The sequence below is a fragment of the Thioalkalivibrio thiocyanodenitrificans ARhD 1 genome, assembly GCF_000378965.1.
Lineage (GTDB): Bacteria > Pseudomonadota > Gammaproteobacteria > Ectothiorhodospirales > Ectothiorhodospiraceae > Thioalkalivibrio_A > Thioalkalivibrio_A thiocyanodenitrificans.
In genome coordinates this window covers 491,209-514,228 of record NZ_KB900536.1, presented here as the reverse complement: position 1 = coordinate 514,228, position 23,020 = coordinate 491,209, and the positions used below count along the sequence as shown (strand labels likewise).

Here is a 23,020-nt window from a genome sequence, read left to right as displayed (position 1 = left end):
GTGAATCCTGTTGATCCTGTACGGGATATTTCTCCTCGTTTCCCGGACTCAGAGCGCGGCACTGGCGACCACAGGCCCCGCGGGCGGGCGGGCGATGCCACGGAGCAGCCGCCCCAGGATGTCCGTGCCGGTGATGACCCGCGGGGTGTCCCCCCAGAGGAGGATGACGTCGTCTTCCAGGATGTCCAGTCCTTCACCCCCGTGACCCACCCGGAATCGCTGAATCAGGTCTCCCAGCTTCTCGGCGGGATTACGCACCACGATCGGGCGGTGGCAATGACGCATGGGATTGAAGCGCTCCGACGCGAACAAGGCCTCGCGAAGGAAATCATCGGACCTGAGCAGCAGCCGGGGTTCATGATCCTCATCGACAATGACCACCCAGCTCTTTCCCGAACGGTTGATGCTGTGCAGAAACGCATCCTCCGCGCTGGGCTCGATGCCCGGAAAAACGGGTCGGTTGCCGTCAAACGCCAGGGGCACGACGCTGCGAGGATCGATCACCTCGCCCTCATCGGACAAGGCCACATCGTCCAGCTCCAGAAAGTTCAGCGCCCCCTGCCCCTCCACGCGCGCGATCTCGGTTTCGCTGGCATCCATATGCAACTGGATCAGCCGGCGCAGATCCCGCTCCCGGAAGTAACGGATCCCCTCACCCCCCAGCCAGATGTCCAGGGCCCAGGCCGTCGGACGCGCGACGGGATACAGGCAGATCTGGTACATCCTCAACACCGGCGCGAGCACCGAGGACATGCGCAGGGCATGACGGGTGAAGTAGGCCTGGGGAATGATTTCCGCGAACACCGTGATAACCACGGTCGAGAAAATGAACGCCGCCACGCCACCGAGCACCGATCCCGAGAGCAGGGCCAGGAGGACGTTCACGCCCACGTTGCCCCAGAGGATGGTCACCAGGGCGAAGTTTGCATCCTTCCGAAGGCCGAGGACCTTTCTGGCGCCCGGATCCCCCTTCCTGGCCTGCACCTCCAGCTCCAGCTTGTTGAGGGAGAACAGGCCGAGATTCAGACCCGACAACATCGCGGACTGCGACAGGCACAGAAGAATCCCGATCCAGGTGAACAAGGTCATGCCCGTCACTCCCTATGACTTGTATCAGGATGATTGCCCGGCAATCCACGAGACCGGAAACCTGCCCGCCCCGGAATCAGGACCTGGATGCCGTCGGAGGATATTGTGCCCTGTCCACCGGAATCCCGCATTTCAACTATGCTGGGAAAGTGGTTCCGATCAATCTGTCGGGCGGATTCAGGGAGAATGATTGGCCTCCGTGGCAAGAAACCATTCTTCCCGAACCGACCGACGCAACAGCGGTGAGGTATGCCGGCCAGGCAAGGCCACTCGGAAGATGATCTTTCCAAGGCCTACTTCGGTGCGGATTTGCGGACATATCCGCTTCCACCTGCCGGTTCATCCCTCATCCGGGAGGACCAGCCATGCTGAAGTTACTCATTCCAATGGACGGCTCCCAGAGCGCCCTTCGTGCGGTGCAACATGCAATCAATCTCGCGAAGGCGGACATCTCCCTGTCGGTGACCCTCCTGAATGTGTACGCGGAACAGGTCCCGTACGGCGCCATCAGCGCCCATGTGCCGCATGAACGACTGCAGGAGATCGAACGGGAGTACACAGACCCCGCTCTGGCCGAGGCGGAGAAGCTGCTGCAAGAGGCAGGCATCGGCTATGAACGTGAACTGCGTGTGGCCGACGACGTGGCCCCCATGATTGCACAGCGCGCGGAAGAGACCGGATGTGACGCCATCGTGATGGGCACACACGGCGGGGGTGTACTCTCGCACATTCTGATGGGGTCCACCACGCTGAAGGTCCTTCACCTGGTGAAACGGCCCGTGACGGTTGTCAGGTAGCCTCATCACGCGCACTCGTGTCGTGTCCCGAGCCACGGTCCGTGTGCGCGCCCCCGGGAATCCTGGCGAAGCCGTCCGGCTCAACCGGCGGGGCAGTTCCGCGCCGCGTCCGCCGGATCAGTCGGACCCCGGGTTAAAGGTCATAGTTCGCGTCGTAGGGGGCGTCCCCGATCACCACCGGGAGCGAGAACTCATTGCCCCAGAACGACCACCCGCCGTTGAGCAGGCGCACATCCTCGTAGCCCAGGTAGATCAGTTGCATCCAGGTCAGTGTCTTTCGAAAGCCGTCGTGGCAGTAGACGTAAATGGTCTTGTCCCTCGGCAGTTCCGCGTACATCTCTTCCAGGGCTTCCCGCGAGCGCCACTTCTGTGTGATCGGGTCTGTCGCATCCAGGCTGACGATGTTGATGGCGCCGGGAATATGGCCGCCGCGCACGGCCCCGTTGACCACCTCGCCTGTGTACTGTTCGACCGGACGCGAATCGAGCAGAACGACCGACGGGTCTCGCCGCGAGACGACATCATCGAAGACATCGGTCCACTCCACCAGAAGGGACGTGTCAGGTTCGCTCAGGGTGACGTTGCCGCGGCGGGGCGCTTCGGGAGGCTCGGTCGACATCGGGTTGAAAGCGCTCCAGTCGATGGTGCCGCCGTTGAGGACACGCACGCGATCCATGTCAAACCCATACAGGGCGAACATGAAGTAGAGGCGGGATGCGAGCGCGGTGCGCGAGTCGTCATAGATCACCACCATGGAGTCGTTGTCGACACCCCAGCCACGAAGGCGTTCCTGAAACACCTCGCGCGCCGGCAGGCGCATGATCGGCGAGCCGAAGTTGTCGCCGAGATCCTTGAAACGCTGTACCTGGTGAGCGCCTGCGATGTGGCCGACAGTGTAGTAACGATGAGGGTAATAGCGCACCTCGAGGACCACGGTCTTCGGATCGTCGATGCGCTCCTCGAGCCACTCGGCCTCGACCAGGAACCAGGGGTCCGCCGTGGCGGACAGGGAGGAAAACCCAAGCAGTGCGGCCAGCAGGGCCGAAACGATGAATCGCATGTTCAGTCAACCTCTCTTGCAACTCCGCAGGGTTGTCCGTAGTGATGTGCCCTGACCATCCCGGGCCACCGGACAGTTTACTGGTGGGAAAGCATGCCGCTTCACGGCGGGCAATGGTATCACACGGCCCTTCCGTTTCGGGGCATTGATGACGGCCCGCTTCGCTGCATGGGCACCGGATGTGGCGGGCAGAGAACGGACCCCGCATCCGCCCTGCGGGCAGCCCGAACACAACGGCCACCAAGCACCCCGTCACGGGCAGCCGGCTACCGCAGGTGCGGGTACACCTGACCGATGCCGGTTCCGGCAATGCGGTCGAAAAAACGCGCCCGGTAGAGCAGGCGCGGGGCGCTGCCGGCCGTGTCCGTAAAGCCGCTGCGGTCATGCAGCACGTTGTTGCAGATCAGCCCCATGCCCGGTTCGAGGCGGGCTCGAAAGCAATAGGGCAAGTCGCTGTCCAGAAGCCTCTCCAGAAACATCACGGTGTCCAGAGTCGTGAAATCCGGGCTCCAACGGATGTTGCGCTTCCGTGCGGTGTAGCGCATGTGCAGGCTGTCGGTGGCCGCGTGATAGGAGAACACGGGCCCCGTCGCCGCGCCGCGCGTCCCGCCCAGGCTGTCGGTACCCGGGGGGATGGTCATCACATCGGGGCGCATCAGTACGCGAATGAGATCGGGGTCCTCGTCGCGCAGGAGAATATAGGCGATCTCCGGATCGACCAGGGCATTCTCTCCGCCCTCGCCCGCCGGATGCACGCAGTGCAGGATCAGGCCGCGAATCTGTTTCTCCGGCGCGTTGTAGTAACCGTCCGTATGCCACCTGATGGGCCTGTTGGTATAGGGGATGTAGTTGGGATGCTCGCCTTCCGGATTGACGGTGAGGGAGGTGATGCCATCATCGTCGGCCAGGAAATTGTTGTCCATCCGGACGAGGCCGAAGCGGCGCCCCAGTTCCCTGGGGATGGCCTTGTCCGGATTATCATCGGTGGTCCCGGCGAGGATCGCCATGTTGCACTTGCGCAGCCGTTGCAGCAATGCACCCGCTTCGCTGTCTGTCAGCGCGCGCGGATCGCTCACCTCGACGAGCAATTCCTCCACCCGCTCCGGGTAACCGGCCAGTTTCGCCTCGCGCCAGCGCAGATAGGCCTCTTCACTGTCCAGATTGAAGGGCGATCCGGCGGGGGCATCGATGGTCATGTCATGTCTCTGCAATGCGATATCCCCTGCGATCTCGCAGGCATCGTTGATACGTGAATGGGTGCCAGCATGCCGGCGGAGGGGATCGTATTCGCCCGGGCCTCGCGCACGTCCCCGGGGTTCGCGCAACCCGGCGCTGGCGCGGGACTCCCCGGCTCCAATATCCGCCACGGAGGATTCTAGGTCCGATCGGGCCGATCCGGGCCGTCAATTCGGCAGAATATTGATCTGAAGCAAGTCCGGACACTCTGAAACCGAGGAAGCACGCGGGTCCGCGCAGCACCCGGTCGCGCTCAGTCGGGGCGTTTCAGTAGTTCTTGCGGGTCACCCTCACGTCGGTGGGCCGACAGAGCGTCTGGTAGACGACACAATACCGTTCAGTCAGTTTGAGCAACTGTTCAATCCGCTCCTCCGGCGCCTCGGTGTCAAGATCGAAATGCAGCCGAATTCCGTCAAAACCCACCGGCGCCTCCTTTGACACCCCGAGCGTTCCGCGGAAATCCAGATCTCCTTCCGCCCGAACCACCGCGCCACGCAACGGAATCTCCAGCGCCGTGGCCACGGCGCTCAGGGTGACCCCCGCGCAAGCCACGAGCGCCTCCAGAAGCATGTCGCCGGAACATGCCGCCTCTCCGGTGCCGCCGGTCGCCGGGTGCAGCCCGGCCGTCACCAGGGCCTTGCCTGTCTCCACCCGGCAACTGAGCCCTTCGCCCAGCCGCCCTTCCGCGCGAAGCGTCACCCGCGCCTCCCGGGGGCGCTCCCGGTAACGTTTCTTGATCGGTGCCTGTACGGCACGCAGCGCATCCGCATCGCTCATGGACACCTCCATGCACAGCCACCTGCCCCCGCAAACCTAAAGCAGGTGCTTGCCGTCAAAGATCTCCACTTCCAGGGAGAGCGGATCCAGACCGTCCACGCAACCGAGATTGACCCGGTAATGTCCGGCAAATCGGGCCGTCTCATGGAAGGGATAGATGCCGCAGGTGTTGCAGAAGAAGTGCTTCGCGGTCTTCGCGCCGAACTGGTAGAGCCCGAGGGCACCTTCCGGGGCCTCTATATTCAGTTTCTCCAGAGGCATGGGCTCCGCCGACATCAGCGCCCCCTTGCGCGCACACATGGAACAATTGCAGCGAATGCCCTTCTGGATGGGATCCGCCTCAAACGAGAAACGCACAGCACCGCAGTGGCAGCTGCCGGTATACAGCGTCATTGTCATTCTCCTCTGCACTGGCGGGTACGCCTTAGATCTGTTGAATTCCGACCCGTTGCGATCCGGTGATCCGGATCGCCGGTTCCGCCCCGCGAGCGGATGCGTTCACCCGACGCAGTCCGCAGCACTGAAACCCCGGGATTCCAGCGGCATTCGCGCCTGTCTCCCGTGTCATCACGAAGCATAGCATCACTTTCCGGTTCGCCCGCCCGGTAGGCCACTCGAGGACCGTGCTGGTCGCAAGGGCTCACCGACGGGGCAGGAACATTCGGATCCGACCATCAATCCCTGTGCAGCCCGTAGTAAGCCCTCACGGGCTATACTACGTTTCGTGGCGCCGGCGAACAGAGGCGGTGGATTCATGCATGAACCACAACCCAATCTGATCGACGTGATTAGCGGATTCTATGGGGCGGCGCTCGGAGACAGATCCTGGAACGTCGCGTTGAGGGATGTCGCTGGGTGCTTTGGCGGCGCCGGCGCGGCCCTGTTCAACCTGAACCGCCGTACCGGGGAGATCACTGACTGGATCGACCATGGCCTCGATCCGGGAAGGGACGAATATGCCGCACGAATAAACCGGATCAACCCGCGCATGAGATTTTCACTGGCGCACGCTCCGGGCCACGTCGCATGGGATGCGTGCTTCATCAGCGAACGGGACATGCGGCGGCACGAATTCTACGACTGGGCCCGCAGGATTGCGGGTGTGCGCTATTTCGTCGGCTCCCGGCTGTTGGACGCGGGTGAACTTTCGACCTTCACCTCCATCGAGTTCACCCCTGCACACGGCCCGGTTTCCGAACACGAGATACAGCGCTACCGTCTTGTCGCAAGGCATCTGGCCACCGCATGGGGCCTGCACAGCCGTACGCAACGTGCCCGGTCCGGTCTCGACGTGGCTCTCCTGGTATCGGACACCGCGCCATGGGGAATTATTGCCCTGGATGGCACCGGACGTATCCTGGAGACCAATCCGGAGGCGCAACGGATATTGACGGAACGAGACGGCTTGCGTCTTGACGACGGCCGTCTGCATGCGAGCAACGTTGCCGACGATCGGAAACTCCAGACCCTCCTGGCCAACTCTGTCAGATCCGCCCGGCTGTCCATCGATGCCACGAGTGGAGCCGTCATGCTTGCCCGGCCCAGCGGGTTGCCCGGCTACGGGGTGCAGATACTGCCGGTCGTAAGAGGGCGGGACACCCCGACTTCGGCACCCGCGGCCATCCTCTACGTGTCCGACCTTGCCAGCCAGTGGGATGTCGATCCGGAAGATCTGCGCGCCCTGTTCGGGCTCTCCCGACGCGAGGCGGACCTGGCAGCGCATCTCGGATCGGGCCGATCACTCGCGGAGGCGGCGGATCGAATGCGGATCTCGCGCAATACCGCCCGAAATCATCTGCAGAGCATCTTCTGCAAGACGGAAACCCATGGCCAGAATTCGCTGGTAAGGCTGATGACGAGGCTTTTCCCTCGGTAGACGCCCGCGTTGGCGCGAGCCCTCGCGTCCTTCCACTGCCATGTGCCATCTGTCCCGTCGTCGCATCATTACCCAGATACCGAGTCCCTTGTTGACTGTCATCCTGCCCGCGCATCCCCGGTTCTGTGCATCCGTTCCTGTTTCGATTATTTGCTAGTGCAGTTGCACTAGCTGCACACGTTGTTCACGTGCCCGGCTCCCGCGTAATGTTCAAATTGAGCAGGCGGTGGATCCTGACCTGAGTTCCCGGGAGCGGACCCTGGGGAAAAAGGAATCCGGCACCCGTTCTCAGGAGGGCGGCCAAATGCCCAGGAACGCACATGTTCTTGATCAAGCTACCCGGATTGTCTTGCTGCTGGGCGGCATGGCACTGGCCGCCTGCGGTGGAGGAGGAGGCGGCGGTTCAAGCGCCGCGGACCCTGCCCCCACCAATGCGGCCGAGGCTGTCAACTACCAGTTTGATCAGGTCACGGAACTAATGGACGTGCTCACCTCCATGCGGGTGGGCGCAAATGATGCCCTACTGGCGCTGGATGAAGGCAGGTATGCCGATTGGGACGACTACTGGGAAAACCGGTATCCGGCGTTGATCACGCGCCTCGGCACGGCAAGTGACAACTTCCTGCTGAGCGAGGAGTACGTCCAGGCGCTGGCAACCGGGAGGCCGTTCCCCGCAGCAAGCGTTAACCCGCAGTTAGGCTTCCTGGGATGGCTGGGATGGGCAGCAACGGTTGCCGCGACGGGGAAATGGATATATGACGACAGGCAGGCCCGCCTGGAGGGGCGGCCGCCGCCACCAAGCGAGTTTGAAGTCGAGATGGAGAGGAGAAGGCAGAACTTCATTGCACATCGCAGGAACCAATTGGAAACCAGTGGGCGAAGCCCGTCCAGCGCGCATAATCAGGCCATCGCCGAATCCTTGGAAGTCAGCGCACTCGAAGGCGCAGAATGGGGCATTGAAGAGGCGCGACGCTTTGCTATCAGCGAGGGGTTGACGCCCGGGCTCAGCCAATACCTCCCTGACTGGTTGACCACACTCATCGATCTCGGTGACATTGGCGAGAATGTGCGCTCCATCTTCTCCAGCAGGGAGTGCGGTGAATCCGTCGGACCTCAATCACGCCCCGTTTGGACGGTTGAGCGCAGCAATGCCATGAAAGCACAGGTGAAAGTAGGCTCGCTCAGCACACCGCCTGACGGCTGCCGCCTCTATCTCTGCTCCACGGATAACGGGTTCTGTCCCAATCTCCCGGTCGGTGACTGGGATGCCGTGTTGTTTCAACCGTGCCGCCTGCGCGATGGTGTAGCGGATGTCACGGCACATGTGCACGCGCCGGTGACATTGGATGTCAATCCAATCCCCATCGCGGGATGCAATAGTGATTCACCGCCCGCCGTTGGCGAACCACCGCCCGATCCTGACACCCCGGCCATTCCTGAACCGTCTCCCGCGCCTGATCCGGACGCCTTTTTTGCCATTGATTCGTTTAGTCTTCCGGGATATCCCGCCTCACTTGATCCCGACTATGCAACCGTGTGCTGGGCCTCTGGAACCCCCGGTATATTGACGATCGGCGCGTTTGAAAACTTTACCGGTGGTGCCGATGACAAGAACGTCAGTATCTTTCTCGATACGGACAGAATCACGGGATCTGGAAACTACACCCTGGGGCAATTGTTCACAGACCCCGGCGGTCAAGGCATGCTTGTCTACTCATCACCGGAGATCCGGAATGTTCCCATTGACCACCCTGCCAATCTCGGCGATACCCCTGTCGGGTTCTCGTCGTCCGGCGGCCTTCTCACGCTGACGGCCTACGGGACCGGCAGTGGCGACCGCGTGACCGGGACCTTCTCGACTCCGATTACCGGCTTCCGGATCAGTGGCATGGAAACAATCGGGGGCTTCGACGTGCCGATCTTTGACTCCATCTCCGGGAACATCGCCGGTCACTTCGATCTCGTCGTTCAGCCCGATTGTGCAAACCAGCTGAATTGAGCAAGGCGCCGCAATGACTGGTTGCGATTCCTGTCATGCGTAATCGCGCGCATCAATGACCTTGCCGGTCATCCCGCCTTCCACGCTGTCCACATATGCCTTCGCAACGGCCGCGACCGGCAGACCCGGCGATGGGTCCCACCCCATGGCTTGGAGCGTTTCGCGAACCCACGGCGGCGACACCACGTTGAGGCGCACCCCGCGCGGCATCTCCAGCGCCGCCGCCCGAACGAAGGCCTCGACACCGGCGTTGACCATGCTGATGGCGGAGCTGCCCGGAATCGGTTCCTGACTCAGCACACCGCTTGTCAGCGTGAACGAACCGGCGTCCGTGATCCCGGACAGACCCAGCCGGACCAGATTGACCTGACCCATCAGCTTGCTGGAAAGGCCGAGCTGAAACTCCTCATCGGTGAGCCGGTGGAGTTCACCGAACGCGGCGAGACCGGCTGCGCAGACCACCGCATCGTACGGTGCAGCCGTCCGGAACATCGCCCGAAGCGCGTCCGGATCCGCGATGTCTGCCCGAAGGTCGCCGCTTGATCGGCCCACCCGCAGGATCTCGTGCCGTTCTGAAAGCGCCTGCCCGACCGCGTTCCCTATGGTGCCGGATGCGCCAATAAGCATGATTCTCATGGAGCCAGTCTCCCTTGATGTAACCGTGTGGAACATCCACACATCCCCGTCCGGTCCCGTGCCGCCGGGACAGACGGACCAGAGCCATAGGCCGGCCCTGGCAGATCTCACACGCGCGCGGCGTCGTGTCATACATGGTCGAACGCATCGTGGTACTTCACCACCCCCGAGGCATCCTTCAGGTAGCCCGGCCGCAGCTCCAGCGCCATGAATGCTTCCTCAGGCACATCATACGCACAGTGAATGCCGAATCCCGCCCCGGGGACAAATCCGAACCTGGGATAGTATTCCGGATGCCCCACGAGCACGACGGCGCCCACCCCGGACCGCCTGCACCGGTCGAGTCCGGCGCGTACCAGGGCGGAACCGATCCCTTGACACTGACGCTCCGGAACCACGGCCACGGGCCCCAGGCCCATCACCTTCAGGTCCGGATGATCGGGCAGGTCCACCGGGCCGAACAGGATGTGCCCGACCACCGAGCCGCCCTCCTCCGCAACCAGCGAAATGACGGGCACGGCCTGTGCATGCAGATTCTCCACAAGGTCCGCCTCGGCCCGGGTGTCAAAAGCCGACTCGTTGACAGCCCGCACCGCGGCTCGGTCTCGCTCTTTTTCAGCTCGAATACGCATAATCTCTTCGGATCCGGAGACTCCCCGCGCACCTGATGGCGAACAGCCCCCGAGCGTTCATCCCGGGTGGCTCATCCGGGCACTCACGCACGCGATCCGACTGCCAGGACCACGCCGACACCAAGGCCGTATGGCACATGAGAAAGCATGCTTGCAAGCAGGGCGTTGGAACCCCTCGGACCGCGTCGGCCGAAAACGCCCCAGCCAAAGCACGGCAGGAGAATAAACCAGGGCAGCAGCGACGTCGCCAGCCCGAACAGCACGCCGCCGAGCAGGTGACTGGCCGGATAGGATAACCCCGTCGCGAAGAAGAAGAGCGGATACAGGAGCGCCACTCCACCGCCTCCAATCAGGAAATGGAACGCCCACCCGGCCCTGACTTCCTGCGGGTGCGGTCTGGTACTCAGGATATTGGAATGGAAGAACTGGCCCCGCATCAGGTACAGGCACCACCGCCCGACCAGAGCGATCGTCACACCGCTGGTGACCCCGATCCTGGCCGCATAGGTTTCAGTGATGTCCATGAGCACGGCACCCACCATGCCCCCGAGCAATGCCAGAACCCAGATTTCCACTCAGTGCCTCTCGGGGATCAACGGCCGTACGTCTCCCGGCCGTCAGGATCGACTGCGCACGCGGCGTGCGCCGAAACCCGTCGCGGCCAGCACGAGTCCGAGGAGCAGCGTGGCCCAGGTCCCGAGCGTCGGAATGGCCACCGGGCTGCCCGGCTCTCCCGGGGGCCCCGGCGGGGGAGGAGGTGACAACGGGGCATCCTGCTCATAGGCGCCGATGTCACACAACGCCACGCTGTCTCCATCGCCATCCTGCGGGCGGCTGACCCCGCGTTGATCCTCGCCCAGCGTGGCCTCATCGAAATTCTCGCAACTGCCCGCGGGGACGAGATCGATGGCCGGGCTGCCGTCATAGAGGGCGTGGGTCAGGGTCGGGCCACCATAGTTCCCCAGCGGTGCCAACATGGGGTCGGCGTTCTGAATACTGAAACCGGTACAGCTCCCGTCGCCGTCCAGATTCTCGCCCAACACGGTCAGCAGATTGACGGAGCCTCCGCAATCGCCACCGGCGCTGTTGCCTGCCACGATCGAATTCAGTATCTCCAGAGTTTGTCCCTGGGCATTGATGTTGATATTCAACCCGCCCGCGTCCGAGGACGCGGCATTGTCCGTCAGGGTGCTGTAGCCGATCTGCATCGCGCTGGCATTCCATATGCCGCCGCCTGTCGAGGCCGAATTGCCCGAGATGGTGCTGTTCAGCACCAGCAGTTCGGTCGCGATATTGGTGCTCAGCACACCCCCGCCGCTTCCTCCGGTCGTGTTTCCGGAAACAGTACTTTGAACGATCCGCAACCGATCGAAGTTATAGGCTCCGCCAGCATGACTGGATGCCGAGTTTCCCGCGAGCGCCGTACGCAGCAATGTACCAAGACCTGCATCCAGCGTCAGGCCGCCGCCAATCCCACCGGTGACCTGATTGCCGGAGATCACGCTGTCCTCGACGGTGAGGGTCACTCCCGCGAATCGGATTCCGCCTCCGCCGCTGAAACCTGCTGCCGAGTTGCCGGTCACGGCCGTTTGCGTAAGCGTGACAGCATCGGCTCCTGACGCGGCCAACCCACCGCCCATGCCTGAAGCCCGGTTTCCGCTGATGGTTCCGTTGTCGATGCTCAGGGAGGCTGACGCCCAGACGAGCACCGCTCCGCCATCGCCCGCGAATCCGAGCGAATCGCCATCGGCACAGCCGTTCCTGAGCGTCACGTCATTGAGGGTCAGATCTGCGCCATTGTCCACAAAGGCGATACGGAACTCACCCGCATCCGTCGTTTCGTCCAGGTTGCATGCCAGGCTTGCATCACGCTCAATCGTGGCGCCGTTGCCGTTGAGGGTGATCTCGCTGGTGATCTCCGGCAACCCGTTGGCGCCCTGTAGCCCCGCGTTGTCCGCCTCCGTCAGCGTGATCGTGGCACCGGCGGGCAACTCGATGACGTCGGCGCCGCTGCCGGCGGCACACCCGCCGACCGCCGCATCGGTATTGGCGGCGGTGATCGCATCACGCAGAGTACAGTCCGGCCCGCCGGTACCGCCGGAGGTGCTGGTCACGGTGATCGTGGCCGCCAGCGCAGACCCGGTTGCCATGAGAAGGACAAGCAGGACGGCAAGGCCTGCGCATCGGACGATGCGCAAGGGGCTCGACGGGGCTGCGAGGCGCATGAGGAAGTCCCTTTTTATGAGATTGTTCTGTTTCCTGGTCGCCGGAAATACTAAACCGCACTTTCTCAGGGGTCAACGCACCAGCGACGGGTATCCCGGGAGTCCGCTCCAGTCTTGCGGAACACGTTGATCCGCGATCACCCGGACATTACGCCGCTCTGAACGAGCATGATTGAACGCCCTCGCGTCACTCCGCGAGACAGCGCTTCACGGCGGCCTCGTTCCAGGCGACGCCCGTGCCCGGCTCATCCGATGCGGTCACGCATCCGTTCTCGATCCGCGCCGGTGCCTGCAGGATCGGGGCAGCCCAGTCCACGTACTCCAGCCAGTGGCAGGTGGGCGTGACCGCCAGCAGATGGGCGCTCAGTTCGGGAAACAGGTGGCTCGACATGGGCAGGCCGGCGGCCTCGGCGATGGCCGATGCGCGCAGCCAGCCGCTCACCCCGCCGATCTTCATGGCATCGGGCATGCACAGGTCCGACGCGCCCGCGGCCACGCTCCTGGCCATCTCGTGCGGCCCCCACCAGTTCTCCCCCATCTGGATCGGCATCCCGGCCTTGCCCCGGATCCGGGCGTGGCCGGCATCGTCGTGGGCGAATACCGGTTCCTCGATCCAGCACAGGCCTTCCCCGTCCAGGGCCTGAACGCGCCGGGTGGCCTCGGACACCGACAGCACCTGATTGTAGTCAGCCATCAGTTCAATCCCGGGTCCTATCGCCCCCCGGACGGCACGCACCACGTTCACGTCCGCCTGGGCGTCGGGGTAACCCAGGCGCACCTTCACGGCATGAAAACCAGGGGCCAGCAGTTGCTGCGCCTCCTCGGCGGCCCGTTCGGCGCCGATCATGCCCAGCCCGCAGCTGTTGTACGCCGCGATGGGCCGGCGCTCACCGCCCAGGAACTTCGACAACGGCAGCCCGTGGGCCTTCGCGAGGGCGTCCCAGGCGGCCATGTCGATCCCGGCCATGGCCATGCCGGTCAGACCCTTCGTCCCCAGGAGCCGGAACCGGGCATGGAGCTTACGTTCCAATTCCCTGGGCGCCACGCCATCGCCCCGGATCAGATCCGACAGGTTTCCCACGAGCTGCGCCACCGGCTTGAGCGCCAGCGGCGTGAAGCAGAACAGGTAGCAGGAACCGGTGACCCCCTCCTCCGTAAGCAGGTCCACCAGGACCAGCGGTGCCGTCGAGATGGTGCCGCCGCTGGTCTGCAGCGGCAGCTGCATGGGGACATTGACCGCGCGGGCGCGCAGATCACGAATGGTAAGCCGCACCGGGGACGTCATGGGTGTGTTCCCTCCTGACCGTGAGCCGCATGGACGGCGTGTGAGGCTTGCCCGGACATACCGGGTATCTACCGACCGCCCGCCACATCCACGAATGTGCCCGTGGAATACGAGGCATCATCGGAGAGCAGCCACAAGATCGCCCTGGCGACCTCCTCGGGGTACCCTCCGCGCTGCATGGGTACCGTGTGCTTCAGACGATCCACCCGGTCGGGCATGCCGCCGGCGGCATGGATATCACTGTAGATCAGGCCCGGGCGTACGGCATTGACGCGGATGCCCTCGGCCGCCACCTCCTTGGCCAACCCGACGGTGAAGGTGTCGATGGCACCCTTGGAGGCGGCATAGTCCACGTACTCATTCGGCGAGCCCAGCCGCGCCGCCATGGAGGAGAGATTGACGATCACGCCGCCGTTGCCGCCCCGGCGGGTGGACATCCGGCGCACGGCCTCCCGGGCGCAAAGGAAGCTGCCGAGGATGTTGGTGGAAAAGACACGCCCGAGCCGTTCGGCGTCCATCTCCTCCACGCGCATCTGCTGCTCCAGGATGCCCGCATTGTTCACCAGGGCCGACACCGGCCCCAGGTCCGAGTCCACGTGCTCGAAGAGGCGGACCACGTCCGCCTCCCTGCTCACGTCCGCGGCGATGGACATGGCCCTGCCGCCCGCCTCAGCGATGTCGCGCACCACGGCGTCCGCGGCCTCCCTGCTGCGAAGATAGGTCAAACACACCGTATAACCTTCCTTAGCCGCAAGGCGCGCCGTCGCCGCGCCAATCCCACGGCTTCCACCGGTAACGATCAGGATCCTGCTCATCGAGGGACCTCCGCCGCGCATGCTTGTTCATGGAAAAACACCGGAATGCCCGCGCATGATGCGTGATGCGCCGTGAAACGCGCCATGCGCCGCACCAAGATTACGTTAAAATGACGTTCCGGACGCGCGACCGTTCGGGCATGCATGCAGCCGCTACGCCAGACGTCCGGCCAGTTCCGTGAGACTGCGGACGGTCACCGTCGGCTCGATGCCCCAGGGATCGAACACCGCATCCGGGGAGCGCTTCACCCACGCCCCCTTCATGCCGGCGGAAATCGCCCCGATGACGTCAAACGGGTTGCCGGAGATGAGCCACGCGTCCGCTCCCGTGGCCCCGACCCTGCGCAGAAAGTGGGCATACACCGCGGGGTTCGGCTTGAAGGAGCGCAGATCCTCGACACTCACCACGTCCAGAAAATACTCCCGGATCCCGGCCGTTTGCAGCAGCGTCTCCACCGCCTTCGCGCTGCCGTTGGAGAAGGCGTGGATCCTGAATCCCGCCGTGCTCAGCAGTTCCAGGCCCTCGCCGGCATCATCGAAGGCCGGCAGTGTCCGGTAGACCTCCAGCAGCCGATCCTTGTCCGCATCGGTGAGCTCGACCCGGTAAACGGCGCACAGGTAGTCGAGCGCCTGGCGTGTGCACACGGCGAAGTCCGCGTAGTTCTGCATCAACCCTCGCCGGAACGTGTACTCCAACTGTTTCTCCCGCCAGACCCGGGAGAACTCCACCGCCCGATTGCCCACCGCGTCCAGTTCTCCCAGAGCGGCGAGGACACCGTTCGTGTCAATCAGTGTGCCGTAGATATCAAAAGCCAGTGTCCCGGACATGGCCACCTCCTCTGCCGACAACGGCCGCTCGCGGAGAACGCCCCGAATCCTCGCGGTCGCGCGGATGGCTGTCAACCCGGCACGGCTTCCGGATCACGCGCACTTCACATTCGTTTGCTCATCACCACCACTCGAGAGGCATACCCATGCCCCTCATAGAAGCGCAGCGCCGACGCATTGCGGGCCAGGACGTTCAACTCCATCTTGTACGCGCCGGCCTCGCGGGCGAAGGCCTCCGCCCGCTCCACCAGCAGGGATCCGACCCCGGACCGCCGCAGTTCGGGGCGAACGAACAGCTCTGCCATGAAACTGTACGGGTCCTGGCGCTCGTCCGGCTCATCCGGCACCACCGAGCCCCGGACGCACACATATCCCACGACCCGACCCTCATCCTCGGCCAGGTAGACGGCACCTCCGGTCTCATCCACCCGCGAAAGCAGTCCGTCAAGGTAGCGATCAATGATTGCTTCTCCCGCAGCGAGATCGGCATCGTAGGGGCGCAGGGTTTCGTGAAGTTCCAGTACGAGATCGCGCAGGACTGCATGATCCGCATGGCTGTATGGTCGAATCGTGGTCATGGCCGACCTCCCGGCCCGGTCAACCCCGAAGACGCGGCCTTCAGCCGCCCCTCTCCGCGTCGCTGACGCCTTCGTCAGGGACCGGCCCCCCGTGCGCCACGGGAATGTCGAAATGCGGGACATCCTCGCGGGTTCCCAACCTGCTGTAGAGCGCGATGGCCGGCGTATCGCCGTGGTCGGTCTGAACGAAGATCACATGACACCTACGCCCTGCCGCGATTCTTTTCAATTCGTTGACCAGCGCCGTGGCAATGCCCTGGCGCCGATGGTCTCAGGAATGCAATTTCCTGTTTCCTGGTTCACTGCGCGCCCTCCTGGCTCAAGCGGCAACCCGCCGCCGTATGGCCACCAAGCCGGCTGCCGCAAGCGGCAGGATCACGGCGAGTCTTCCCCAATACCCCAGCGTGGGGATCTGTCGGACCGGTGCAGATACGCCGGTGGGGCACACGGGCGTCGCGCCGTTGCTGCAAACGCCGATATCGAGTCTGATCGTGGCATCGCCACCTGCCTCCGCCTCGGCGATGCCCAGCAGGTTCGATTGGGCCCTGGTGCCGCCCTCGAGCACGAATCGGCTGCCGATGGGCGCGACGAACTGGCGCTGGCAGGCATAAGACCGGGAGTCGGCACCGGTACCGAAAACGCCGACCTCGATGGTCGGAACGGCCACGATCGCGGACCCGTTCTGCAGGATCCTGGCGGGTTGGGTCATGACATCAAAGCCACCGGCGGCGGCCATCGATTCCGCATCCCCGTCTACCTCCGCCTCGACCGCCAGCGCCACGCTGGCGCAAAGCGTGACCGGATCACCGGGGCTTTCGCCTACCTCGGGAACGAGATCCATCGTGAGGGATCCCCCGAGGGTCACGAAGGCCTGCTCGTCGCAACTCCCTTCCTCCCCGACCGCGGTCATTCCGGCGCTGACCGACCTCAACCCGAAATCGGGGTCGACTGCGATGCCGGAGGCCACATTGGCGACGGTCGCGCACGGAGGGTCGGTACTGTCCGTGGAGTCGCTATCCGTCGTCTCGCTGACGAACTCGAATTCGGCCGCATTGCCGGGATGCCAGCCTGACAGAAGCACAAGCACCACAACCGCCACGACCGGAAACATCCGTATCCCATCCATAATCCCTTCCCCCAATTACCATGACGCGCCCGGGATCAGATCACGGAGTGAGCACCTGTCCGGGAACTGCAACAGCCCTGCTCACGCGCAGGCACACCCTGATGCAAGGATAGCTGCTGTGGCGACAAAGCCCGTGAACAGCACCGCAAGAACGACACTGAGGCCCTTCCTGTCCGAAGGAATCCAGTCAATGCGAGTTCCCTGGAGCCGGCGTGTCAACGAAATCATGGGCATGCCCCGGACACCCTCGTCCACTGTATCCCTGCCCGTTCTCCGATTCCCCGTTCTCCCTTCAGTCAAGGCTGCGCCGCAGTCTCTCAACCCCTTCCTGCAACTCCCCGATTTCGCGCGTGTACGCGAACCGGACATGCGCCTCCGGCCTGTAATGCCCGAAATCCAGTCCGGGGGTGATGGCCACCCCCGCCTCCTCCAGGAGCCGCTCCGCAAGGCGCTGGCTGTCGGCATCGAACGCGCTGCTGTCCGCATAGATGTAGAAGGCTCCTTCCGGTGTCACCGGAATCCCGAAGCCCAGTTCCCGCAGCGCCGGCAGCAGAAAATCCCGGCGTTCCCGGAAGGCCTCGCGCCGGGCGTCCAGGATTTCCAGGGTCTCCGGCCGGAAGGCCGCGAGCGCGGCATGCTGGGCCGGCGTGGGCGCGGCCAGGAACAGATTCTGGGCCAGCTTGTCGATGGCGCGCACATAGTCCTCGGGCGCGACGATCCAGCCCAGGCGCCATCCGGTCATGCCGAAGTACTTGGAGAAGCTGTTGATGACAAAGACATCCCGGGAATACGCGAGCGCGGTAACGGCCTCGTCGTCGTAGACGAGACCATGGTAGATCTCGTCCACGATGAGCCGCCCGCTCCGGGCGGCGGTGAAGTCCAGCATGCGCTTCATGGTCTCCACGGGTACGAGGGTACCGGTGGGGTTGGCGGGCGAGGCAACCATGGCGGCGACACTGCGGTTGCCCCAGCGGGATTCCAGATGCTCGGCGGTGAGCTGGTATGCGGTGTCGGGGCCCACGGGCACGGCGACGGCCTGACCCTCGAACGTGCGCACAAAGTGGCGGTTGCAGGGGTAGCCGGGGTCCGCCATGAGCACCTGGTCGCCGGGATCCAGCAACACCGCCATCACCAGCAAAAGCGCGCCCGAGGCACCGGGGGTGATGATGATGCGCTCCGGTGAGACGTCCACCCCGTGGCGGTCCCGATAAAATCCGGCGATGGCCTCGCGCAACGCCGGCAGCCCAACGGCCGGCGTGTAATGGGTATGACCGTCGGCCAGGGCCTTGCGGCCGGCCTCCATGATGGGCTCGGGGGTCGGGAAACCGGGCTCGCCGATCTCCAGGTGCACGATGCGCCGCCCCGCCGCTTCCAGCCGGCGGGCCCGCGCCAGCAGGTCCATGACATGGAACGGCTCGATATCCGCCATGCGGCGGGCAATGTGTACGCGTGGCTTATCCATGTCCGGATGCTAACCCGGATGATGGGGTATTCACCATGGAGAGATCCGGCCGCGGGAGCAGTGCTGATTGGGGCGGGGATGGCGCGCCGCGGGGCCTTGAGGCGGGGCCCCGTCCCTGCATGGTGCCGCCGCCCTTCATGATAGCATCGCACCATGCGTACATTGCTGCTCTGCCTGGCATTCCTCTGGCCCGCCCTGCTCCACGCCCTGCCCGCGGCGCTGCCGGCGCCCGGGGGCGTGGCGATCCTGAGCCTGGGGCCGGCCGGCGCACAGCCACGGGCCGGTTTCAATGACGAGCGCGTGGCGGTCGTGCCCACCGATGGCGGCTGGAAGGCCGTGGTGGGGCTGCCGCTGTCACTCCAGCCCGGTGACCACCGCGTCGAGGTCACATGGGCGGATGGCCGTCGTTCCTGGCACGGGTTTACGGTGCACGACCGGGAGTATGGCGAGAGCCGCATCACCATTGACGAGGAACGCCTGGTAAGCCCGGGCCCAGAGGACCTCAAGAGAATCGAGGCCGAGCGCGCCCGTATCCGGAAGGCCCTGGCCACCTGGACCGACACAGTGCCGGACTTCAATTTCGCCGTGCCCGCCGAGGGCCGTTTCTCCAGCGGCTTCGGGCTGCGCCGCTTTATCAACGACCAGCCCCGCAATCCCCACAGCGGACTCGACATCGCCGCACCCACGGGCACCCCCGTCCACGCGCCGTCACCGGGGCGAGTGATCCTCACCGGCGATTTCTTCTTTGCGGGAAAGGCCGTATTTCTGGACCACGGGTACGGGGTGATCAGCTTCTACGCGCACATGAATGATATTCACGTGGAGGAAGGTCAGGTCGTGGAGCGCGGTGAGCGGATCGGGGATATCGGCGCCACCGGCCGGGTGACCGGGCCGCACCTTCACTGGACGATTTATCTCAATCGGACGGCTGTGGAACCCGAGTTGTTCTTCGAACGATAAAGACCTTGCCGCGAAATCGCGGAAGGAACGCCAGATCAAGGATGACGCCGGATGGCGCACGGTGCCGGCCGTTCGGTGGCGACCCGTATTCGGCTGTTGGCCACAGCACCCACAGGGGAATGCAGAACCATAGAACCATCCCGGTGGTTCTTGTGTCCTCTGTGGCTCAACGCCAATTCGGTCGATACAGCGGCCAACGGGGCATCATCAGGTACCGGTGTCGAGCTGACGCCCGACCTGCAAGTGATGCGGTTCTGCTTAGCTCTTGTATCTTGAATCTTGCCTCTAGCGCTTTTTTACATGCCGCATCATGCGCTTGCGCTTGTACTCCTGGCGCGGGGTGAGCGTGTTGCGCTTGCCGGCGTAGGGGTTGGTGCCGGTCCTGAATTCCAAGCGGATGGGGGTGCCCACCAGCTTGAGCTGCTGGCGGAAGTGGTTGGTGAGGTAGCGCTTGTAGGTGCCGGGCAGGCGTTCGGTCTGGTTGCCGTGGATGACGATCACCGGCGGGTTCTGGCCGCCCTGGTGCGCGTAACGCAGCTTCACGCGCCGACCCTGCACCAGGGGCGGCTGGTGGGCCACCACGGCGCTCTCCAGCATCTTGGTGAGGGCGTTGGTGGTCACCTTGATGAAGGCCGAATCGTAAGCCCGCCTGACGTGCGCAAACAGGTCCCCCACGCCGGTGCCGTGCAGCGCGGAGATGAAGCGCTTCTCGGCAAAGTCCAGGAACGGCAGCTTCAGGTCCAGTTCGTCACGCACTCGCTCGCGCTGTTCCGTGGTGAGCCCGTCCCACTTGTTGATGGCCACCACCAGGGCGCGCCCCGCTTCCAGCACCACGCCCAGCAGGTGGGCGTCCTGGTCCGAGATCCCCTCCCGGGCGTCCAGCACCATCACCACCACGTGCGCGGCGTCGATGGCCTGCAGGGTCTTCACCACGCTGAACTTCTCCACAGCCTCATGGACCCGGGCGCGACGGCGCACGCCGGCCGTGTCGATCAGGGTGTAGGCCTGTCCGTCCCGTTCGAAGGGGATGAAGATGCTGTCGCGAGTGGTGCCGGGCACCTCCGTGGCCACCACCCGCTCTTCGCCCAGGATGCGGTTGATGAGCGTGGATTTGCCGGCATTGGGCCGGCCCACGAAGGCAATACGGATGCCGGGCCAGCGTTCCGCCTCGGCCTGCGGATCCTCCGCCTCCGGCAGCAGCGCCCGCACCTTCTCCATCAGCCCGGCCACGCCCCGGCCGTGTGATGCCGCGATCGGCACGGGCGCCCCGAACCCCAGGGCGTGGAACTCGGCCATGGCCTGATCGGGGTCCACGCCGTCGGTCTTGTTCACCACCACCACGACGGTCTTGCCCTGGGTGCGAAGTGACCGGGCGATGGCGTCATCGGCGGCCGTCAGTCCCTCGCGCCCGTCGACCATGAACAGCACCACGTCGGATTCGGCGATGGCCTGCCGGGTCTGACGGGCCATGAGGTCGTCCAGGGTTTCCGCTTCCCCGGACAGGCCCCCGGTGTCCACCACCATGTAGCCAAAGCCACCCACCCGGCCGGGACCGTACTGGCGGTCGCGGGTCAGCCCCGGGAAATCCGCCACCAGGGCGTCCCGGGACCGGGTGAGCTGATTGAAAAGGGTGGACTTGCCCACGTTGGGGCGGCCCACCAGGGCGATGACGGGGAGCATGACGTGGTCAGTGGTCCGTCGTCAGTGGCCGGTAGTGAAGGGAAGCATGCCTGACCTCACTCGTCACCGGCCCGGCGGGCACGGCGGCGGTCTTCCAGGGTAACGGCCGCGAGGCGGCCGCCCTGGCCCAGCACGTAGAGCCGGTCGTCATGAAGAACGGGCCGGGCCATCAAGCCGGAGGAATCCACCTGCATGCGGCCCACCAGGCTGCCATCCTCCCGGGACATCCAGTGCAGGTAGCCCTGATAGTCGCCCACCACCACGTAGTCGCGCCACACCACCGGCGGCGTCAGGCGGCGCAGGCGGAGCTGGTCCTGCTGCCAGAGGCCGACGCCTCCATTGCGGTCCAGCCCCCAGACATGATCCTCGGCGTCGGTGACGAATATCCGGTCCCCATCCACGGCGAGACCCCGGTAGGAGGAGAATTCACGATCCCAGACAATACGCCCGTCAGTCACGCTCATGGCGGCAAGCCGGCCCTGATACGACACTGCGTAGACCCGGCCGTCGACCACGTCGATGTGGCCGTCCACATCCACCATGCGTTCCAGTTCGGAACGCCCTGTCGGCTGGGCGAGCACGGTTTCCCAGAGCACATTGCCACGCCCCAGGCCGAAGCTGACGACGCGGCCGTTGTCGAATCCCACCAGCACACGGCCCGGCACCATCACGGGTTGGCCCACGCCACGCAGGCTCAGGGCCGGGGTGGTGCGGCCGGCCAGCCAAACCGGCTCGCCGGTTTCCGCATTCAGGGCATGCACACGGCCGTCGTTGGTGCGGGCGATCAACCGACCCTGGGCCGCCGTCGAAAGCGCCATGACTTCGCTGGACAGCTGGCGCCGCCAGAGCAGTTCGCCGGATTCCATGGCCAGGGCGATCACGACACCCTTGGCGGTGCCGACCGTCACGATCCCCTCACCACCACCCACGCCGCCGGTGATGGCCTCATTCAGATTGGTGGACCAGCGCTGCCGGCCGTCCTCCAGATTCACCGCCGTCACCTGCCCCTGCGCATCGGTGACATAGAACACGTCCTCATGAAGCATGGGCTCCAGGTGCACGTAGAAGCGCCCCGTGCCGTCCCCCGTGTTGCGTTCCCAGGCCGAAGACGGTGACAGAGCCGCCTCATAATCCGGCAGGGGTGCCGGCGGCTCCGTGGTGTCCCGCTGAAACAGGCCGCAACCGCCCAGCAACAGCGCGGTCATGACCGCGCATGCGAGAAACCCGATGCGTTGATGGGCGGGGCTCATACGCCTGCGCCCACGGCCAGCGCGGCAACCTCATCGCGCTTCATCTGCAGATATTCCGTGCCGCCCGCCGAGGCCCCCATGGCACGATCGTAGGCCTGCAGCGCGCGGTCATGGTCGCCCTGCGCCCGATAGACATCTCCCCGCAGTTCCTCTACCAGCGCCTCAAACCCCGGAGGCGCGGAAGACTCCTGCACCAGGGACAGCGCATCGCCAGGGCGCTCGCCGGCCAACAGCACACGGGCCAATCGCACTCTCGCCAGCCATGCCACCTCAGCGCTCGATGCGTGCTCGATGGCCCAGCGAAGGCTTTCCTCGGACCGCGCCAGATCACCCCGGCTCGCTTCGAGATGGGCCAGTTCCATGGCGGCCATGGAGGCGTAGGGAGTCCGGGCATAATCGGCCTTCAGTGTTTCCGCATGGCGGCGCACCTCAACCACATTGCCTTGGCGGGTCGCCTGGTGGACAGCCATGTAGATGTCCGAGGCCTGCTCCGCCCGGCTCTCGCCGAGATCCACCCAGTAGCGCCAGCCGAACAGGCCCGCCAGGCCGAGCACGATGCCGGCAATCACGGATGTGCCGTTCTCCTTCCACCAGCGCTTGATGGCCTCGACCTTTTCCTCGTCTGTGGTGTATTCGGTCACTGGGTGTTCTCCGTATTGAATTCAATCGACTTTCAGCCACAGCGATCACAGAGAGAACAGTATTCACC

Annotated in this window: 22 protein-coding genes and 1 pseudogene; 4 read left to right on the top strand and 19 right to left on the bottom strand. The window is 64.5% G+C overall.

What is annotated here, in order from left to right; all coding sequences use genetic code 11:
• Positions 1-48: 48 nt before the first annotated feature.
• Positions 49-1,089: a DUF21 domain-containing protein gene (locus tag THITHI_RS0102360; RefSeq protein ID WP_018231467.1), complete on the bottom strand. Its 1,041-nt coding sequence runs from the start codon at positions 1,087-1,089 to the stop codon at positions 49-51.
• A 365-nt stretch (positions 1,090-1,454) separates the two neighbouring features.
• On the opposite strand from THITHI_RS0102360, the gene THITHI_RS0102355 reads away from it, so the two are divergent.
• A complete protein-coding gene (locus THITHI_RS0102355) occupies positions 1,455-1,886 on the top strand; it encodes a universal stress protein (RefSeq protein WP_026185991.1) in 432 nt (143 codons plus the stop codon).
• A 133-nt stretch (positions 1,887-2,019) separates the two neighbouring features.
• On the opposite strand, the gene THITHI_RS0102350 is transcribed toward THITHI_RS0102355, so the two are convergent.
• The 4 genes from THITHI_RS0102350 to THITHI_RS0102335 all read right to left on the bottom strand — a co-directional run bounded on the left by THITHI_RS0102350 (position 2,020) and on the right by THITHI_RS0102335 (position 5,352).
• A complete protein-coding gene (locus tag THITHI_RS0102350) occupies positions 2,020-2,946 on the bottom strand; it encodes a sulfurtransferase (RefSeq protein ID WP_018231465.1) in 927 nt (308 codons plus the stop codon).
• A gap of 266 nt (positions 2,947-3,212) precedes the next feature.
• Positions 3,213-4,142: a TauD/TfdA family dioxygenase gene (locus tag THITHI_RS0102345; RefSeq protein WP_018231464.1), complete on the bottom strand. Its 930-nt coding sequence runs from the start codon at positions 4,140-4,142 to the stop codon at positions 3,213-3,215.
• Positions 4,143-4,449: 307 nt separating this feature from the next.
• Positions 4,450-4,959 carry an OsmC family protein gene (locus tag THITHI_RS0102340; protein ID WP_033337015.1) on the bottom strand — a complete coding sequence of 170 codons (510 nt, stop codon included), beginning with the start codon at positions 4,957-4,959 and terminating at the stop codon, positions 4,450-4,452.
• A 36-nt stretch (positions 4,960-4,995) separates the two neighbouring features.
• A complete protein-coding gene (locus THITHI_RS0102335; RefSeq protein ID WP_018231462.1) occupies positions 4,996-5,352 on the bottom strand; it encodes a GFA family protein in 357 nt (118 codons plus the stop codon).
• Between the two features lie 361 nt (positions 5,353-5,713).
• Between THITHI_RS0102335 and THITHI_RS19700 the strand changes: the two genes are divergently transcribed.
• Together THITHI_RS19700 and THITHI_RS0102325 are read left to right on the top strand one after the other, a co-directional pair.
• Entirely contained in the window at positions 5,714-6,835 is a 1,122-nt protein-coding gene (locus THITHI_RS19700) for a helix-turn-helix transcriptional regulator (RefSeq protein WP_051079901.1), read from the top strand.
• A 304-nt stretch (positions 6,836-7,139) separates the two neighbouring features.
• Positions 7,140-8,834 (top strand): hypothetical protein, encoded by a 1,695-nt coding sequence (locus THITHI_RS0102325; protein WP_018231460.1) that lies wholly within the window; start codon positions 7,140-7,142, stop codon positions 8,832-8,834.
• 33 nt (positions 8,835-8,867) lie between these two features.
• On the opposite strand, the gene THITHI_RS0102320 is transcribed toward THITHI_RS0102325, so the two are convergent.
• The 11 genes and pseudogenes from THITHI_RS0102320 to THITHI_RS0102270 all read right to left on the bottom strand — a co-directional run bounded on the left by THITHI_RS0102320 (position 8,868) and on the right by THITHI_RS0102270 (position 18,421).
• Positions 8,868-9,470: a short chain dehydrogenase gene (locus tag THITHI_RS0102320; protein WP_026185989.1), complete on the bottom strand. Its 603-nt coding sequence runs from the start codon at positions 9,468-9,470 to the stop codon at positions 8,868-8,870.
• A gap of 128 nt (positions 9,471-9,598) precedes the next feature.
• Positions 9,599-10,102 (bottom strand): GNAT family N-acetyltransferase, encoded by a 504-nt coding sequence (locus THITHI_RS0102315; protein WP_026185988.1) that lies wholly within the window; start codon positions 10,100-10,102, stop codon positions 9,599-9,601.
• 83 nt (positions 10,103-10,185) lie between these two features.
• Complete coding sequence (locus THITHI_RS0102310) at positions 10,186-10,677, bottom strand: DUF2938 family protein (RefSeq protein WP_026185987.1); 492 nt, start codon at positions 10,675-10,677, stop codon at positions 10,186-10,188.
• Positions 10,678-10,719: 42 nt separating this feature from the next.
• Entirely contained in the window at positions 10,720-12,327 is a 1,608-nt protein-coding gene (locus THITHI_RS0102305; RefSeq protein WP_018231456.1) for a choice-of-anchor Q domain-containing protein, read from the bottom strand.
• Between the two features lie 187 nt (positions 12,328-12,514).
• Positions 12,515-13,612, bottom strand: a complete 1,098-nt coding sequence (locus THITHI_RS0102300; protein WP_018231455.1) for an enolase C-terminal domain-like protein — start codon at positions 13,610-13,612, stop codon at positions 12,515-12,517.
• Positions 13,613-13,680: 68 nt separating this feature from the next.
• The gene (locus THITHI_RS0102295) at positions 13,681-14,427 is read right to left on the bottom strand and encodes an SDR family oxidoreductase (protein ID WP_026185986.1); all 747 of its coding nucleotides are present in this window, start codon (positions 14,425-14,427) and stop codon (positions 13,681-13,683) included.
• 153 nt (positions 14,428-14,580) lie between these two features.
• Positions 14,581-15,255 (bottom strand): haloacid dehalogenase type II, encoded by a 675-nt coding sequence (locus tag THITHI_RS0102290; protein WP_018231453.1) that lies wholly within the window; start codon positions 15,253-15,255, stop codon positions 14,581-14,583.
• A 104-nt stretch (positions 15,256-15,359) separates the two neighbouring features.
• Positions 15,360-15,833, bottom strand: a complete 474-nt coding sequence (locus tag THITHI_RS0102285) for a GNAT family N-acetyltransferase (RefSeq protein WP_018231452.1) — start codon at positions 15,831-15,833, stop codon at positions 15,360-15,362.
• A gap of 40 nt (positions 15,834-15,873) precedes the next feature.
• Positions 15,874-16,104: pseudogene (locus THITHI_RS20060) on the bottom strand (GNAT family N-acetyltransferase); the annotation flags it as partial.
• A 48-nt stretch (positions 16,105-16,152) separates the two neighbouring features.
• Positions 16,153-16,944, bottom strand: a complete 792-nt coding sequence (locus THITHI_RS0102275; RefSeq protein ID WP_018231450.1) for a hypothetical protein — start codon at positions 16,942-16,944, stop codon at positions 16,153-16,155.
• Positions 16,945-17,251: 307 nt separating this feature from the next.
• Entirely contained in the window at positions 17,252-18,421 is a 1,170-nt protein-coding gene (locus THITHI_RS0102270) for a pyridoxal phosphate-dependent aminotransferase (RefSeq protein WP_026185985.1), read from the bottom strand.
• Between the two features lie 153 nt (positions 18,422-18,574).
• Here THITHI_RS0102270 and THITHI_RS0102265 point away from each other — a divergent pair, with 153 nt between their 5' ends.
• Positions 18,575-19,381, top strand: a complete 807-nt coding sequence (locus THITHI_RS0102265; protein WP_018231448.1) for a peptidoglycan DD-metalloendopeptidase family protein — start codon at positions 18,575-18,577, stop codon at positions 19,379-19,381.
• Between the two features lie 285 nt (positions 19,382-19,666).
• Here THITHI_RS0102265 and der read toward each other — a convergent pair whose 3' ends face one another.
• The 3 genes from der to THITHI_RS0102250 are packed head-to-tail and all read right to left on the bottom strand — an operon-like array spanning position 19,667 to position 22,952.
• Entirely contained in the window at positions 19,667-21,061 is a 1,395-nt protein-coding gene (gene der, locus THITHI_RS0102260) for a ribosome biogenesis GTPase Der (protein ID WP_018231447.1), read from the bottom strand.
• A 56-nt stretch (positions 21,062-21,117) separates the two neighbouring features.
• Positions 21,118-22,311: an outer membrane protein assembly factor BamB gene (gene bamB, locus THITHI_RS18315; protein WP_018231446.1), complete on the bottom strand. Its 1,194-nt coding sequence runs from the start codon at positions 22,309-22,311 to the stop codon at positions 21,118-21,120.
• Entirely contained in the window at positions 22,308-22,952 is a 645-nt protein-coding gene (locus THITHI_RS0102250) for a YfgM family protein (RefSeq protein WP_018231445.1), read from the bottom strand. Before THITHI_RS0102250 ends, bamB begins: the two co-directional genes overlap by 4 nt.
• Between the last annotated feature and the right edge of the window lie 68 nt (positions 22,953-23,020).